Raw genomic sequence first — 16795 nt, forward strand, 5'->3', positions numbered from 1 at the left:
AGTTGGTGGCTTCCCCGGCCCCCGCTCCGGCAGACCGGGGAAGCGTAGATGATCTAGAACTTGGCCAGCCCCACGACTTTCTGCATGATCGCCATCACGTCGCCGGTGGAGACCTCCCCGTCGGGTACCGGTTTTCCCTGTACCAGTGGCCCGACGTCCGCACGGGCCTGCTCGGCCGGGAGCAGTTTTCTCAACCCGGCACTCGCCGCGAGTGCCTTGGAGACGTCGGCGAGGTCGACCTTGCCGTCGCCGTCCAGGTCGCCGCAGGCCAGCTTCACCCCTTCAGCCAGGATGATCTTGTCGGTGAAGGTGTAGGTGATGGGCGCCACACCCTGGGTCCCCTTGTCGGTGAGGCGGAAATAGACGGTCTTCACGCCGTCGCCGGAGGAAGAGATCTTCCACGGCAGGGCGGCCGTCTGGGCATAGGGGACCGGCGCCGTGAAGTTGATGCCGTCCTCGGAGAAGGACATGGTGGCGACTCCGCCGCCGATCGGGTCGGAGGCGGTCACGTTGAGTACTACGTTGCGCGAATTGGTGTAGAAGGCATTGTTGTTGATGCGGCAGTCGGCCGTCATGTCCGGCTTCGCCACGAAGCTGTAGGTCGCGGTCTGCACGGCCCCGACGTTGCCGGCCATGTCGACGGCGAAGTACTTAACCGTGACCGTCTGCCCCGCGCCGCTTAGGGAGATCGGGGAGCTGTACTTCGCCGAGGATTTGCTCGGGGTGCTGCCGTTGGTGGTGTAGTAGATGGTGGCTCCCTCGGGCTCGTTGGGGGAGAAAAGGGCCACCGAGATCTTGCCGGCATAGGTTCCCGGAGCCGGGGTGATCGAGACCGTCGGGGTCTGGGTTTCCAGGGTGATCTGCGCGGTTACCGGCGGGTAGACCACGCCGAGACCGTCGGTGAACCGGACGTAGACCGTCTTGAGGCCGTCGCCCGCCGGCAGGGTGACCGCGATGTTCTTGGCCGAGAACACGGTGACGACCGGGGAAATCGCCACGGTCTTCGGGAAGTTGACGCCGTCGGTGGATATCGCGTAGGAGGCCACCCCTTTCACGTCGCTTGCGGACAGGGAGAGGCTTGCGTTGACGGAATTGGTGTACAGGCTGCCGTTGTTGAGGGCGATCTTGGCGACCAGGTCGGCCACGTGGATAGTGTAGGACGCGCTCTTCACGGTGGTTTCCACGTTCCCCGCCTTGTCGACGGCAAAGAACTTGACCGTCAGGGTCGCGGCGGCCGACGAGGCGAGCACGATCGGCGCGGTATAGATGGTCGACGCGGTGGTCGGGATGCTGCCGTCGGTCGTGTAGTAGATGGTCGCAGGCTCGTTGGCGGTGAGCCCCACGGTCACGGAACCGGCATAGGTACCGGCGGCGACCGTGGTCGAGGAGACCGGAGCCGTCGTGTCGGTCACGATCTGCACCATGTTCGAGATGTTGGCGCCCGCGGGGACCGCGGGGTTCGCGGTTACGTTGCCGGAGGCATCGGTGATGCTGCCGGTGATGGAGGCGATCTCCAGGAACTTCCCGGCCGGGGTATCCTGGCCGGCCGCCACCACGAAGGAACCGCTGAAGGAGGTGGCGTTGGCAAGCGCCCCGGTGTTAACGGTCACGCCGTTGTTGAGGGCGATGGCGAGCCCGGTGGAGCTGACCGGCTGGTTGAAGGAGAGGCTCACGTTCACCGAGCTCCCCGCCTTGTAGTAGCCGGTGCCGGTGGTCGAAGTGGCTCCGGAAACAGCGGCTGCGGCTACGGTGTAGCTCAGGGTCGTGCTCGCAGAGTTCGCCGTGCTCGGCGCCTGCCCCATCGGCTTGGCGGTCACGGTGATCTGGTAGGTTCCGGGGACCGCGGGCGGGGTCCAGGTGACCTGGCGGACCATGGTGTAGCCCGGGGTGGAGGTGGGCGGCACCATCGACATCGGGGTCAGCACCGTGGTGGCCCCGCCGGGGGCGGTGACGGTGAACTGGTACTCGAAGGCGTTGGAATCGGTATGTGCGGCGATCCCGGTCTTCGCGTCGGCGTTAAGGGTAACCATGGTCGGAGCGCCGGCAGCCTGGGATGCCGGGGAGGCAGTCAGCTGCACCGAGGCGGCCGGGGTGACCACCGCGACGGGGCGCATCATGTCGTTCTCCTCGTGGGAGAGGATGTGGCAGTGGAAAACGTAGAGTCCAGGGATGTCCCAGGTAGCCCTGATCCGGGTCACCTTGCCAGGGGGCATGAAGATGGTGTCCTTCCATGCGTTCACCTCGTTGGCCTCCGGCGGGTAGATGGCGCCGGTGGCGGTCGGCAGGGCCGGGTTGGGGGCCACGCCGGTAAACTGGGCGGAAACCGGGGTGTTGACCAGGGGCAGGTTCATCGGTGCCGCAAAGGGGAGCCCCGTCGCCGGGTCGATGAGGTCCTGGCGGTTGATGACCTGGAAGGCGACCTGGTGCGGGTGCATCGGGTGGCCGTCCGGGGTGAGGTTCACCACGTCCCACTCCTCGGTGTCGCCCAGCTTGATGAACTCGTCGATGGCGCTCATGTAGTCGACGCCGTTCAAGGTCAGGGTGAGCCGGCCGAAGCGGTCGACGCGCTCAGCCAGGTAGATGGTGCGCACCGGGGTCCCCACGGTGGTGTTCAAGGGGACGATCGGCGTGCGCAGCGAGGTGATCGCCGAGGGGGTCATGGTGTCGGGGGTGGCGCTCAGCGTGGGGAGCACGTTGAAGAGCATGACCTCGGGGACGATCGCGCTCGGGGTCTGGCCGTTGGCGGCGTTCGGGGGGTACTCGCCCGTGTAGGGGAATTCGGGGCCCAGGTTCTGGAGCAGCACCTGGGTGGTCCCCGCCGGCACGTTCTTGAAGTCGATCAGGACGTCGACGCGCTCGCCCGGCATGATGACGATGCCGTTGGTCTGCGGGAAGGGAGCCACGGCGGGGGGGGCGACGGCGCTCGGGTCGTTGATCATGACCTTGACCGGCGCGTTCAAGAAGCCCTGGTCGGTGCCGATCTGCCAGATGTCCAGCCCGGGGATCGGCTGCTTGGTGACCGCGTCCACCAGGCGCAGGACATAGCTGCGGGAATCGGAGCCGTTCAGCCAGCGAAAGCGGTACACCCTTTTTTCCACGTCCTGCTTGGGCCAGACCTGGCCGTTCACCAGGATCACGTTGCCCCAGTACTCACCGGTTATCGACGGGAAGGTCACGGCACCGGCCGGAGGGGTGGTCCCGGTCGGCACCTCGACGAGCGAGCCGTCCGGGTTCACGGTGAAGTACTTCACCGGGCAGGCGTAGGGGCTCACCGGGGCGACGATGGATGCGGCAGGGTCGCACGGCGTGGTGGGGAGCAGGATGTTGCCGGTCCCCCCCACCAGGTTCGCCGCGGCGCAGGCGTACGGGGAGACGACCGGGTTGGCGGGGCTCACCACCGTCGGCAGGGTCGCGTCGCAGGCGACGCCGGTAAGCGTGGCGCCCTGGTCCTGGATCGGGCGGTCCGGGGAGTACATCTTTCCGCTGGTGTCGAAGACGCGGTCCTGGATCGCGAGGAGGTTCTCGAAGGGGTACTTGGGGAGCACTGCCGGCCCGCCACCCGCCGGCGGGGTCTGCATGGCGAGCTCGTTCGCGTCGCGGATGATGTTGAAGCCGGCAAGCCCGGCGAAGACGTTCAGGTGGGTAAGCCCCATGGCGTGGTCGTGGTACCAGACCGTTGCGGCGTCCTGGGTGTTTTCATAGCGGTAGGTGCCGAGCGTGGCACCCGGGATGTGGGTGTTGGGGCGCCAGTTGTGGCCGACCACGGACCACCCCGGGTTGAACCACTGGTCGGGGTTGCCGTCGCTGTCGTCGGCGACGTGCGCGCCGTGCACGTGGGGCACCACCCGGTTGAAGGGGAAGCAGCCCGGGGCGTTGGGGCCGCAGTCTAGGGTCGGGTCGACGTTCGCCGGGTGGCGGCGCGGGTCGATGTTGGGGAGCTCGTTGGTCCAGAGCACCCGGTGCGGCACGTTACTCATCAGCTCGAAGGTCGGGCCCGGGAAGCTGTGCGCTGCGGTGGGGGCCGTGGTAACCCCGTTGTCGCGGGCGTCGCCGTAGGTCCAGACCGTGTTGGGGGCCGCGGTACAGCCGTTGTTCGCCGTGTCCGCGGGGTTGTTGTAGACGACCCCCAGGCTCTGGGTGATCTCCCGCATGGAGACCGTGTACAGCGTCTCCCCGCCCTGGGTGCCGTTGGGGGTGTAGATGAAGCCCGGGGCGAGCGGGTTGGGGACCGGTGTCGCGTACTTGAGGAGCTTCGTCGAATCCAGGATCGGGTTGTTGAAGGTGAAGAGGTTCGAGAGCCCCGCCTGCGGGTCGGTCAGCGACGTAGTGACCACCCCGGGGAAGATGTTGGGGGGACACTGGGCGGCGTAGCCGGGTGGAACCGCGAGGAGGAGCAGCATGGCGATCACGATGAGTGCGCGCCATGGTGCTTCAGCGATACGTCTGTCTGTTTTCATTGGGCCTCCTGTCATGCTCAGATGTGTGTTGCAGGATTACATTTCATGCACCGCGGTGATCGGTGCTTTGGACACTCTCTTAGGACACAGAAATTCCTTCATCAGCCTGCGCACGCACAGAAGCGGAGGTGGTAACCGTAGGCAATGGCTCCTGCAGCGACGCCAGCTTTATTGTATTACGCGTTAATTATCGTGTATTAAATTCAGAGTGGGTATTTAAGAGAAAGTCTTAACAGGATGACGTAAACAATAATAGTGAGGCTCTTTACCGTGTCTTGGTGAATTTTGCTCAATATTAGGGGAATATTGCTTTTTTTTGGCAGGGCCGTGAAGTTTGACGCGTGCGGCAGGCGGAAACTGGGGGGAAAACCGGGAGCTGGCAGGCGCCCCTCCAGAGGCCATCGGGCCGCTCGGCGCAAAAAAAGCCCCGAAGAGATCGATCTTCGGGGCTTCCCGGCCCGGCTCGGACGCGGCCGCGCCGTCAGGCTAGCTTCTCAGGCGCCGCAGTCCCAGGCAACCGGCCAGGCCGGTCAGGAGCAGCAGGAAGGTGCCAGGCTCCGGCACGGTAACCTGGTTGATTTCAGCGTCGACGATCTCCAGGTCGGCGTAGTTCCCGTCGAACCTCATGAACCCCTGAACCGGGTCGAGCAGATCGATGGCCATCCCCAACCTCGTGGTCCCTACCCCGAGGCAGGCGAAGGTCAGCTGTGCCAACTGGAGGTCCTGTCCGCTGGCCCCGGGGTCCGGACTGGTCGGGTTCGGCAGCAAAAGGGTAACCAGGGTGTCGCCGCCTAGGTACAGGGCGGAATCCCACAGCAGTCCGAAGCTCACCCCGTCGAGCCGCACCAAGGACGGGTCGTAGAGCAGCGTCCCTCCCCAGCCGACCAGGGCATCGGCGTTCGGGACGTCCGCCCTGAGATCCATGGTGAAGGTGCTTCCCACAGCCACGTCCTTGGTGCCTGGCGTGAACTGCAGAACAACCGTGGCCTGGGCGACACCGCCCCAGAGGAGCACGGCGGCAAGTACTGTCAGCAGTCTTCTCATGATGTTCCCCCTTTAACGGAATTTGAGATAGCAGGCATACCACAAGGAGTAATCCTTGAGCGATACCACTCCGTCCCCGTCCATGTCGGCTGCGGCGGAATACCCTGCCTGGCCGGTCCTCTTGCCGAGCGCCTTCTGGAAGATCAGGTAATCGGAGGTGTTGGTCTTGCCGTCCCCGTTCAGGTCGCCGCAGATCTGCAGCGGGATGGTGAAGGCGGCCTCGGCCCACGGACCCCAGTCCTGACCGTCGTTCGCCTGTACCCGGGCGTAGTAGGTCCCTCCCGGCTGCAGGGCGCTCCCCGCGTAGGCGACGGACTGGCCGGTTCCGGTGAACTCGGGCGGGTTCCACAGGATGGTTCCGGTCGCCCCTGTCCCGGTCCAGACCTGCACCTGGGCGCGCGCCTGCGGGCTCCCCTCAGGATCGCGGTAGTTCCAGGAGATGGTGGGCGAGGTCCCGCCGCTTGCCTGTACCGGGTTCACGGTGGGCGGTACGTTCGCCACCCCCGGGGGGGTGAAGGAGACGTCGACCACGCGGTTCCTCGGGCAGGAAGACCAGTTGTCGGTTACCCCGTCCAGCGCCAGCAGCTTCCCTAAGACGCTCGCGTTGTAGCGGTTGTCAAAGGCGCTCGCCAAGGGTGCCGCGATCCCCCCTACCTTCATCGCCACGGCGTCGATCCCGGCCGACTCGTACTGGAAGTCCTGCCAGATCCTGACCCGGTACTGTCCGGTCGGGTCGGGAAGGAAGAGCGAGAGGTCGAAGTCCATGCTGACGGTACTTCCGGGATAGGAATGGCCGTCGCGCTGCACCCAGGAGTTGCCGTCCCAGGTGTACACCAGGTAGCTGCCGCTGGTCGGCACGTAGTACCCCTTGGAGACCAGAACGAACTCCCGGACGTTACCCGCGGCCAGCGGGAGCACCGGGAACTCGAGGGCGGCCTTGTCGCCCGGCGCGAGCCTTAGGTAGTTGCCGTCATCGGACGTGAGGGTTGCCAGCACGTCCCGGCCCGAGAAGGTCGCCTTGCCGGGAGCTACCGGGCTCACCCGGAACCCCGGGGCAGCGCCGGCGTAGAGGGCAACGAAATCGACCAGGTGGTACTTGATGTCGTGCGAGATGGCGCGCAGCCTCACGTTGACCGGCTGCCCTTGGGTCAGGTACGGTCGCAGGTCGAAGGCCGCCACCGAATAGGCGTACCGGGGAAGGAGCCTCCCCCGCTCGACCCATCCGCCACTGCCGTCGGCAGTCTCCACGACCACCGCCGGGGTGCCGCTGTAGGGCTGCACCGTCCCATCGCCCAGCACGAACCCCGTTACCCCCAGCACCAGGGTGGCCCCGCTGGCGATGTTGGCCGAACCGAAATTGACCGTCACGGTATCGCCGTTGTAGGCGGCAACCCCCTTGCCGTCCGCCGCGCTAAGGGAAGCTGCCACCTCTTTCCCCTGCGCCGTCGCCGTCAACGGGGCGCTGAGCGCCGCCGGCCGGTAAGGGTGCAGGACCCCGGCCTGGTCCGGGGCGACGGCCACGTCGGCGGGATGGTCGATCTCCCACAGCACCAGGGAGTCGGTGTAGGAGACCTCGCTCTCGCGCTCCAGCAACTCCATCGGGTAGAAGCCGTCGCGCGCGGCAAGCGGCACCCCGAGGCGGTAGTAGTCGCGGTACTCGTTCTCCGGCATGCGGGCCACCGAGTAGATGTCGTTGTCGACCTCATAACGGGAGCCGTTCCAGGGAGCGATCCACGGGCAGGAGGCCCAGGCGGAGGGGTCTTCCCAGGCGGTGAGGGTAAAGATCTTCTTGGTCGCCTCGATGTCGTAGTAGGTTATGGCGAGGTCGTCCACGAACAGACCGGACCGGTCATCCCCGCCGCCACAGTAGAAGTTGTAGCTTGAGTAGGGAGTGCCCAGCCTGAACCGCAGATAGATGATGTTCTGATTCGGGTCGGCGTTACTTGCGTAGCTGTTGCTGACGGTGAACTCGTATTTGTGCCACCCGGGGGTGGTGTAAGGAGAGGTCTCCATGTTGTTGTAGAACTGGGCCAAGGAGTCCCAGCTCACCCGGTCCTTGGAGACGAAGAACTGCCCCCGGTCGTACATGCCGTCGATGCTCACGAAGGCCCAGAAACGGACCCTGATGATCTGGTCGGCGGAGACCTGCGGCAGCTTGAGGGGCGGGGAGACGATCGACTCGTCCACCGGCCGGGGCATCTGGGCGCCGAAGTTGGTACCCCAGCATTTGGTGCCGCCGTGCGCCCCACCGGGCCCGGGCGCAGCCGGAGGGGTTCCCCACTGCCAGTTGGCGCTGGGGCCGCTGGTCAGCAGCGTATAGCCGCCATTGCTGGCCTCGAACCCCTCGGAGTAGACGATGGTCTCGGCCGCCGCCGCGAGAGAAGCGAACAGCCAGCCGAGTAACAGCATGGTTATGATGCCTGTTAGTGACGTCTTTGGTTTCATAGCCTCCTCCCCCTTTTGTTCTCGGTGTCGGTGAAACATCGCGGTCGATAACCGGCATCACCTCCTGTCCATGCACCTCGCACTCATCGGGTAGGGGGCCACGACAACACCGGGGGAACGGTGGCAGATCTAATAGGTCATTGAGTCAGCAGCGCAGCATGCACGACATACCCTCTCCGGTGGTATAACCGGCGCAGCAACGGCAAAAGGCCCCTCGTTGGCGCCAAGCACCTGTTCCTGTGAAAAGCTTGCAATAACCGCTCCTCGCTTAACTGGCTGATTTCATGAAGATGCAAGCGCCGCGAGGCAAGAAGGTGTAAATTATTCCGACGCCCGGACCGATAACCGCAGGCAATCCTTGGCACAATAACGCCGACAGCGCTTGTAGGATAATGTCGAAATACGTTACAGATCGGTAGTTTTCATGTTAGGGCAAGTAAAAAAGAGGACAATGCAGTCCGTGCTGAGGGGGGAGGTGAACGCAGGGGCCCAGCGCAAAGAGGGGGGACGTGACGACGCGGCAGCCAGCTGCGCCGACCGGCAAGAGAGGTTTTGGTAACGGGATCACCTACCCCCTCACGGGGCTCCAGGCCCTAGACCGCCGCCGCTTCGAGGGCCGGCCCGAGCGGGGTGCCGCAGTACGGGCAGACGGTGCAACTTGGTGAGACGTAGCGCCGGCAGTACGAGAAGCTGCACTGTTTGGGGCGCACCCTGGCGACGAAGCTCATCTCGTTCTCGGCGGCCTGTTTCACCGCGAGGCACTCCAGCGCCTCTTCCATCTGGCGGCGGCGCTTCTCGACGTTTTCCGCCTTCTTCTCTTTACCGCGTTTGGACATCTCTCCCCGGCTCTTCCATCCCTCGACGACCGGATCGCTCGCTCTCGGAAATGATAATGTATTTGCGACGATAGTAGTGTATGTGCGACGACGTACGAATGGCTGCATGCCAGACCACAGCGGCCGAACCCTCGTTCCCCCCGTTGCGAAGGGGAGGACGTGGGGTCACCTCCCCTGCTTTAGGGAAACCGAAGGTCGTGCCGCAGGCTTCTCCAGATAGACGAAAAGAAATTCGCCGCGTCGTTCGTTGGTATCACGCAGAGCTTCGTTGGTATCACACAAACCCGACCGAGCCAAGAACTCTCTGGCGCTCCAGTTCCGTGTACCCCGCCCTACTCTCCCCCGCCCTGAGTACTCAAATGAGTACCCCAGCCACTTCAATCTTTCCGTTTACACAGGGCAGCTCTGCGGCGCCTCGCGCTAAAGCCCCGGAAAACCGTCCGCAGCACAAATCGGCACTGTTATTGCTAGATTGGACCGTCATTCGCTCGCAGGAACACTACCCCCAAAAGGTTGCATCACATGAAAACTACCGGATTACCCAAGAAGCAGGGGATGTACGATCCCCAGTTCGAGCACGACGCCTGCGGCGTCGGCTTCGTCACCAACATCAAGGGGAAAAAATCCCACGAGATCGTCCAGCAGGCCATCACGGTCCTCGCCAACCTCGACCACCGCGGCGCGGTGGGGAGCGAGCACAACACCGGCGACGGCGCGGGTATCCTGCTCCAGATGCCGGACGCCTTCTTCCGCAAGGTCTGCCCCGAGCTCGGCATCGAGCTGCCGGCTGCCGGCGAGTACGGCGTCGCCATGCTCTTCACCTCGGCCGACGCCACCGAGCGCAGCGCCGCGAAACACATCTTCCACCGCATCATCACCGAAGAAGCGGTGGAGGTGATCGGCTGGCGCGAAGTCCCCACCGACAACTCGCTTCTGGGCGACACCGCGAAGGCCGGCGAGCCGCTCATCCGCCAGATCTTCTTCAAGCGCCCGGCCTCCTGCGCCGACGAGGACGCCTTCAACCGCAAGCTCTACGTGGTGAAGCAGCGCGCCCTGCACGAGATCCGCGACAAGGGTGTCGATCCCTACTGGTACTTCCCCAGCATGTCGACCCGCACCATCGTCTACAAAGGGATGCTGATGCCGGCGCAGCTGGACCAGTACTACCCGGACCTCAAGGATGAGGCTGTCGAGTCCGCGATCGCCGTGGTGCATTCGCGCTTCTCCACCAACACCTTCCCGAGTTGGGACCGCGCCCACCCCTACCACTACCTCGCCCACAACGGCGAGATCAATACCCTGAGGGGCAACGTGAACTGGATGCACGCCCGCCAGTCCATGTTCTCCAGTGAACTCTTCGGCGACGACATCAAGAAGCTCTTGCCGGTGATCGACAACAACGGCTCCGACTCGGCGATGTTCGACAACTGCCTCGAGCTCCTGGTGAAGTCCGGCCGCTCGCTCCCGCACGCCATGATGATGATGGTCCCGGAGCCCTGGGAAAACCACGAGGGGATGGGGAAGGACAAGCGCGCCTTCTACGAGTACCACTCCTGCCTCATGGAGCCCTGGGACGGCCCGGCCGCGCTCACCTTCACCGACGGTCGGATCATCGGTGCCATCCTGGACCGTAACGGCCTCAGACCCTGCCGCTACTACCTGACCGACGACGACCTGGTCATCATGGCCTCCGAGGCCGGCGTCCTCCAGGTCCCCCCCGCAAAGGTGATCAGGAAGGGTCGCCTGCAGCCGGGCAAGATGTTCCTGGTCGACACCGAGCAGGGTCGCATCGTCTCGGACGAGGAGATCAAGAACGAGCTGGCCACCTCCAAGCCGTACGCGGACTGGGTCAAGGTGAACCACACGCTGCTGGCGGACCTCCCCGGTGCCGGCAAACCCGCGCCCCTCGAGCCCTCCACCCTCGTGCAGCGCCAGAAGGCATTCGGCTACACCTTCGAGGACCAGGAGACCATCATCGGCCCGATGGCTACCGACGGCATCCAGCCTCTGGGCTCCATGGGAACCGATACCCCGCTTGCGGTCCTCTCCGAGAAGCCGCAGCTCCTCTACAGCTACTTCAAGCAGCTCTTCGCCCAGGTGACCAACCCGCCGATCGACCCGATCCGCGAGGAGATCATCACCGCGACTGCAGTTCGTATCGGCAGCGAGTCGAACCTCTTGAAGCCCTCGGCCATAAGCGCCCGCGTGATCCGCCTGGAGCACCCGATCCTCACCAACGCCGAGCTCGACAAGCTGCGTGACCTGAACCAGCCGGGCTTCAAGAGCGCCACCCTGTCGCTCCTCTTCAAGGCCTCCGACGGCGCCGAAGGGATGGAGAAGGCCCTGGAGAGCCTCTTCAGTACCGCCATCCGCCACATCGAGATGGGGACCACGATCCTCATCCTCTCCGACCGCGGCGTGAACGAGGAGTACGCGGCGATCCCGGCGCTTCTGGCCTCGGCCGGCCTGCACCACCACCTGATCCGCACCGCGACCCGCACCCACGCCTCGCTCATCCTCGAGTCGGGCGAGCCGCGCGAGGTGCACCACTTCGCGGTCCTTTTAGGCTACGGCGTCACCGCCATCAACCCCTACCTCGCCTTCGAGAGCATCGAGGACATGATCCGAGAGGGGATGCTCCCCGGCCTCGACTACAAGAAGGGGGTCAAGAACTTCCTGAAGGCCTCGGTGAAGGGGATCGTGAAGACCATGGCGAAGATGGGTATCTCCACCATCCAGAGCTACCGCGGTGCCCAGATCTGCGAGGCGGTCGGCCTGCACGAGTCGCTCATCGAGCGCTACTTCACCTGGACCCCGTCGAGGATCGGCGGCATCGACCTAAACGGCATCGCGGCCGAGCTCTTGGAGCGCCACCGCAAGGCCTACCCGAAACGGGTACCGGTCGATCCGACGCTGGAGCCGGGTGGCCAGTACGCCTGGCGCCAGGATGGCGAGGAACACCTCTTCAACCCGCTCACCATCCAGTCGCTGCAGAAGGCGACCCGGACCGACGACTACCAGGAGTACAAGGTCTTCTCCAAGCTCATCGACGAGCAGAACGAGCAGCTCTACACCCTCAGGGGTCTTCTGGACTTCAACACCGAGATCCGCATCCCGGTCCCCATCGAGGAGGTCGAGTCGGTCGAGGAGATCATGAAGCGCTTCAAGACGGGCGCCATGTCCTACGGCTCCATCAGCCAGGAGGCCCACGAGGCCTTGGCCATCGCCATGAACCGCATCGGCGGCCGCTCCAACACGGGCGAAGGTGGCGAGGACCCCGAGCGCTTCACCTGGACCAACGAGCTGGGCGACTCCAAGAACTCCGCCATCAAGCAGGTCGCCTCGGGGCGTTTCGGCGTCACCGCCAACTACCTCACCAACGCAAGCGAGCTGCAGATCAAGCTCGCCCAGGGTGCCAAGCCCGGCGAAGGCGGGGAGCTTCCGGGTCACAAGGTGTACCCGTGGGTGGCGAAGACCCGTCACACCACCCCGGGCGTGGGGCTCGTATCGCCCCCGCCGCACCATGACATCTACTCCATCGAGGACCTGGCGGAGCTGATCCACGACCTGAAAAACGCCAACCGCCGCGCCCGGATCAGCGTCAAGCTGGTCTCCGAGGTAGGGGTCGGCACCATCGCGGCCGGCGTCGCCAAGGCACACGCCGACGTGGTACTCATCTCCGGGTACGACGGCGGCACCGGCGCCTCGCCGCTCTCCTCGATCAAGCACGCGGGTCTCCCCTGGGAGTTGGGCCTCGCCGAAACCCACCAGACCCTGGTCCTCAACAACCTCCGCTCCAGGATCATCGTCGAGGTCGACGGCCAGCTGAAGACCGGCCGCGACGTCGCCATCGCCGCCCTTCTGGGCGCCGAGGAGTTCGGCTTCGCCACCGCGCCGCTCGTCACGCTTGGGTGCGTCATGATGCGCGTCTGCCACTCGAACACCTGCCCGGCAGGGGTGGCGACCCAGGACCCGGTCCTCAGGGCCAAGTTCGCAGGGAAGCCCGAGTACGTGGTCAACTACATGCGCTTCATCGCGCAGGAAGTCCGCGAGATCATGGCCGAGCTCGGCTTCAGGACCTTCAACGAGATGGTGGGCCGCGCGAACCGCCTGGAGCCCAAGCGCGCCATCGCACACTGGAAGGCCCAGGGTCTCGACTTCTCCAACATCCTCTACCAGCCGAAGCTTGCCATCAACGGGAGCCGCTACTGCGTCGAGGCCCAGGACCACGGCATCGACAAGTCGCTCGACATGACGAAGCTGCTCGCTATCTGCAAGCTGGCCATCGAGCGCGGCGAGAAGGTGCGGGCCGACCTCCCCATCACCAACGTGGACCGCGTGGCGGGAACCATCGTCGGCAACGAGATCACCCGCGCCTACGGGGCCGAAGGGCTCCCCGACGACACGGTACGCCTCAAGTTCCACGGCTCCGCAGGCCAGAGCTTCGGCGCCTTCGTCCCCAAGGGGATGACCCTGGAACTCACCGGCGACGCCAACGACTACGTCGGCAAGGGGCTTTCCGGCGGCACCATCGTGGTCTACCCGCCGGACGGCTCGCCGTTCAAGGCCGAGGAGAACATCATCGCCGGCAACGTCGCCTTCTACGGCGCAACGAGCGGCACCGCCTACATAAGCGGCATCGCCGGGGAGCGCTTCTGCGTGCGTAACTCCGGGGTGAACGCGGTCGTCGAAGGGGTTGGCGACCACGGCTGCGAGTACATGACCGGCGGCATCGTGGTTGTCCTGGGCGAGACCGGCCGCAACTTCGCGGCCGGCATGAGCGGCGGCGTCGCCTACGTACTCGACGCCGAAGGTGACTTCAAGAACCGCTGCAACACCGAGATGGTGGCCCTCGAGCTGCTCACCGAGAAGGACCTGGAGACCTTGAAGGAGATGATCGAGCAGCACGCGAAACGGACCGGCAGCGCCCGGGCCACCAGGATCCTGCACGACTGGCGCACCGCTGCGCACCACTTCGTGAAGGTCATGCCGAAGGACTACAAGCGCGTCTTGCAGGCGATCGAGCGTGCCGAGGCGGCCGGACTCTCCGGCGACGCGGCCCTCGAGGCGGCCTTCGCCGAGAACGCGGCGGTCGGGGCACACTAAAAAGGCAGGTTGAGGTTAAGAAAAAACCTCGACGGGATTCTGATCACACTAAGAGGCAGGCAAGGAGAAGGTTGGGGGTTCCAGAAGTTCCCTCAACCGTAACCTCGACCTCGCCTCGATTTAATAGGATTTGAGCTATGGGAAAACCAACCGGATTCATGGAATACCTTCGCGAACTCCCCGCCGACCGCGAGCCCCAGGAGCGGCTCAAGGACTGGAACGAGTTCCACCTGCACCTGCCGGAAGAGAAACTCCGCATCCAGGGGGCCCGCTGCATGGACTGCGGCATCCCCTTCTGCCACACCGGCAAGCTGGTGAGCGGCATGGCCTGCGGCTGCCCGGTCAACAACCTGATCCCCGAGTTCAACGACCTGGTGTACCGCGGGCTCTGGAAGCAGGCCCTGGCCCGGCTCTTGAAGACCAACAACTTCCCCGAGTTCACCGGCCGGGTCTGCCCCGCCCCGTGCGAGGGTTCCTGCACCCTGGGCGCCACCGAGCCGGCGGTCACCATCAAGAACATCGAGGTGAGCATCATCGACCGCGGCTGGGAGGAAGGGTGGATCGTCCCCAACCCGCCGCAGCTGCGCACCGGCAAGAAGGTGGCGGTGGTCGGTTCCGGCCCGGCAGGTCTCGCCGCGGCGGCACAGCTCAACAAGGCGGGGCACCAGGTGACCGTCTTCGAGCGCGCCAGCCAGCCCGGCGGCCTCCTCATGTTCGGCATCCCCAACATGAAGCTCGACAAGAAAGATGTGGTGCTGCGCCGTATCAGGCTCATGGAGCAGGAAGGGATCGCCTTCGTCTGCAACACCGCCATCGGCGGCTCCGACTATCCCGTCGAAAAGCTCAAGGGGGAGTTCGACGCGGTGGTCATGGCGACCGGCGCGACCGTTCCCCGCGACCTCCCCATCGAGGGGCGCCCCTTGAACGGCATCCACTTCGCCATGGACTTCCTGACCGCCAACACCAAGTCGGTACTGGGAGAGACCACCGAGTTCATCTCCGCTGAAGGGAAGAACGTCATCATCATCGGCGGCGGCGACACCGGCACCGACTGCGTCGGCACCTCGCTGCGTCACGGCTGCACTTCCGTTACCCAGCTCGAGATCATGCCGCGCTTCCCCGACACCCGCGCCGAGGACAACCCCTGGCCCGAGTGGCCGAAGACCCACAAGGTCGATTACGGGCAGGAGGAGGCCGCGGCCAAGTACGGATCCGATCCCCGCGTGTTCCTCACCACCGCGACCAAGTTCGAGGGGGATGCCTGCGGCAACGTGAAGGCGGTGCACACCGTCGAGGTGAAGTGGGAGAGAAACGCCCAGGGTCAGTTCGTGCCGAGCCAGGTACCGGGTACCGAGCAGGTGCGCCCGGCCGATCTCGTACTCTTGGCGATGGGCTTCCTGGGACCCGAGGGAGAGCTTCCCCAGGCCCTGGGAGTCCAGCAGGACGGCCGGAGCAACATCAAGGCCGAGTACGGCAAGTACGCCACCAACATCCCCGGCGTCTTCGCCGCCGGCGACTGCCGTCGCGGCCAGAGCCTCGTCGTCTGGGCCTTCAACGAAGGACGCGGCGCCGCCCGCGAGTGCGACCGCTTCCTCATGGGCGAGACCGAACTGCCGTAAGGCACGGAAGCTTCCGTAAGATACGCCAGACTTTCCGGCAATGAAAAGGCCCTCCAGATCGCGCAGATCGGAGGGCCTTTTTTTGCGGATAAAGCCGGGAGTTCGTCGCTGCGTCCACAAAGCGCTGCCCCCGCCCCACGTCCCCTCCTTTGCAAGAGGAGGGACAGGGTGGATTCGGTTTTCCCTGCAACAAAGGCGAATCCCCCCTCGCCCCCCTTTTCCAAAGGGGGGAACGTAGCGCACTGTTACCGACTGAAGATCACCCTTTCGGGATATCCCAGAAGGACCTACCAGTAGATTGCGCCTGCTGTTTTGCCTCCGGACTCAGAGGGAATCAGAAATATGCCGTCCACAAAGCGACGCCCCCGCCCCCCCACGTCCCCTCCTTTGCGAAGGAGGGACAGGGAGGATTTGACTTCGGCAACAAAAAAGGACCGCCGCAAGCGATTGCGAGGGTCCTTTAGTTTGTGCCGCCGGAAGTCAGGCTGCCGGTAACGCTACTTCTTCCCCGAGGTCTTCAGCGCCAGGCAGTCGATGAGCAGCCGCTCGCCGGTGAAGGAGGCGTCCTTTCGCTTCACGATGCGCCAGCCGCCGGTGTTGAAGGCGCTGTGCGTGGTGACCTCCTCGGCCAGCCCCGAGAGCCCCTCCAGGTGTTCCACCAGCCCCTGGTCGTGCCCGAGCACCACCGGCTTGAACCCCTTCCCCACGATGATCGTGATCGGCTCGACGATCAGGTTGGCGAGATCGTAGGGGGTCGGCTCCACCGGGGCCACCTTCCCCTGCAGCCGGATCATCCTGGCCCGCGAGTCGGGCCCGACGGTCCCCTTGGTGGTGGAGATCAGGTCGAGCAGGTGGTCGCGGATGTCGTTCAGGCTGTCGGCCGAATCGAGCTTCTCCACCGGGTAGATCTCGAGCGCCTTGGCGAGCAGCGAAACCTCCCTTAAGTAGTTGCTGCGCTGGTTCTCGGGGACCAGGTACATGGCGATGATCTTCACCGGTCGGCCGTCCGGGGCGCCGTAGGCGATCCCCTTGGGACTCCAGCCGACCACGCAGATGAGGTCCTCGTCGAAGGCGACGCGCGCGTCCGGGCAGGCCCACCCCTTCCCCAGCGAGGTCCGCGAGGACTCCTCACGGGCGAGGATCAGGCCGGCTATGTCGGTATCGGGAGGGAGCGAGGGTACCGCCTCCAGGATGTGGGCCAGGAAGCGGAGGGAATCCTCCTTGTCGTAGTCCTCGGGAATCTCGAGAAGACGTCCTTCCTGCAGGGCATCGAGCAAGCTGTCCATAA

Annotated in this window: 7 protein-coding genes; 2 read left to right on the forward strand and 5 right to left on the reverse strand. The window is 64.8% G+C overall.

What is annotated here, in order from left to right; all coding sequences use genetic code 11:
- Nucleotides 1–53 precede the first annotated feature (53 nt).
- The 4 genes from GMST_RS09445 to GMST_RS09460 form a co-directional block, all read right to left on the reverse strand.
- Nucleotides 54–4457, reverse strand: coding sequence for a chitobiase/beta-hexosaminidase C-terminal domain-containing protein (locus tag GMST_RS09445; protein ID WP_183354385.1), 4404 nt, complete (start codon nucleotides 4455–4457; stop codon nucleotides 54–56).
- A 486-nt stretch (nucleotides 4458–4943) separates the two neighbouring features.
- Entirely contained in the window at nucleotides 4944–5501 is a 558-nt protein-coding gene (locus GMST_RS09450; protein ID WP_183354386.1) for a cohesin domain-containing protein, read from the reverse strand.
- Nucleotides 5502–5513: 12 nt separating this feature from the next.
- Entirely contained in the window at nucleotides 5514–7946 is a 2433-nt protein-coding gene (locus GMST_RS09455) for a dockerin type I repeat-containing protein (protein ID WP_183354387.1), read from the reverse strand.
- 593 nt (nucleotides 7947–8539) lie between these two features.
- Nucleotides 8540–8782 carry a hypothetical protein gene (locus tag GMST_RS09460; protein WP_183354388.1) on the reverse strand — a complete coding sequence of 81 codons (243 nt, stop codon included), beginning with the start codon at nucleotides 8780–8782 and terminating at the stop codon, nucleotides 8540–8542.
- 522 nt (nucleotides 8783–9304) lie between these two features.
- Between GMST_RS09460 and gltB the strand changes: the two genes are divergently transcribed.
- Both gltB and GMST_RS09470 read left to right on the forward strand, forming a co-directional pair.
- Entirely contained in the window at nucleotides 9305–13888 is a 4584-nt protein-coding gene (gene gltB, locus GMST_RS09465) for a glutamate synthase large subunit (RefSeq protein WP_183354389.1), read from the forward strand.
- 137 nt (nucleotides 13889–14025) lie between these two features.
- Nucleotides 14026–15507 (forward strand): glutamate synthase subunit beta, encoded by a 1482-nt coding sequence (locus GMST_RS09470; RefSeq protein WP_183354390.1) that lies wholly within the window; start codon nucleotides 14026–14028, stop codon nucleotides 15505–15507.
- A gap of 497 nt (nucleotides 15508–16004) precedes the next feature.
- Here GMST_RS09470 and GMST_RS09475 read toward each other — a convergent pair whose 3' ends face one another.
- Nucleotides 16005–16793 carry a PTS sugar transporter subunit IIA gene (locus GMST_RS09475; RefSeq protein ID WP_183354391.1) on the reverse strand — a complete coding sequence of 263 codons (789 nt, stop codon included), beginning with the start codon at nucleotides 16791–16793 and terminating at the stop codon, nucleotides 16005–16007.
- Nucleotides 16794–16795 lie beyond the last annotated feature (2 nt).

This window comes from Geomonas silvestris, assembly GCF_014193515.1.
Lineage (GTDB): Bacteria > Desulfobacterota > Desulfuromonadia > Geobacterales > Geobacteraceae > Geomonas > Geomonas silvestris.

What these genes read in the sequence shown, in the direction of transcription:
- GMST_RS09445 (WP_183354385.1), bottom strand. Translation starts at nt 4,457, where the DNA reads ATGAAAACAGACAGACGTATCGCTGAAGCACCATGGCGCGCACTCATC.
- GMST_RS09450 (WP_183354386.1), bottom strand. Translation starts at nt 5,501, where the DNA reads ATGAGAAGACTGCTGACAGTACTTGCCGCCGTGCTCCTCTGGGGCGGT.
- GMST_RS09455 (WP_183354387.1), bottom strand. Translation starts at nt 7,946, where the DNA reads ATGAAACCAAAGACGTCACTAACAGGCATCATAACCATGCTGTTACTC.
- GMST_RS09460 (WP_183354388.1), bottom strand. Translation starts at nt 8,782, where the DNA reads ATGTCCAAACGCGGTAAAGAGAAGAAGGCGGAAAACGTCGAGAAGCGC.
- gltB (WP_183354389.1), top strand. Translation starts at nt 9,305, where the DNA reads ATGAAAACTACCGGATTACCCAAGAAGCAGGGGATGTACGATCCCCAG.
- GMST_RS09470 (WP_183354390.1), top strand. Translation starts at nt 14,026, where the DNA reads ATGGGAAAACCAACCGGATTCATGGAATACCTTCGCGAACTCCCCGCC.
- GMST_RS09475 (WP_183354391.1), bottom strand. Translation starts at nt 16,793, where the DNA reads ATGGACAGCTTGCTCGATGCCCTGCAGGAAGGACGTCTTCTCGAGATT.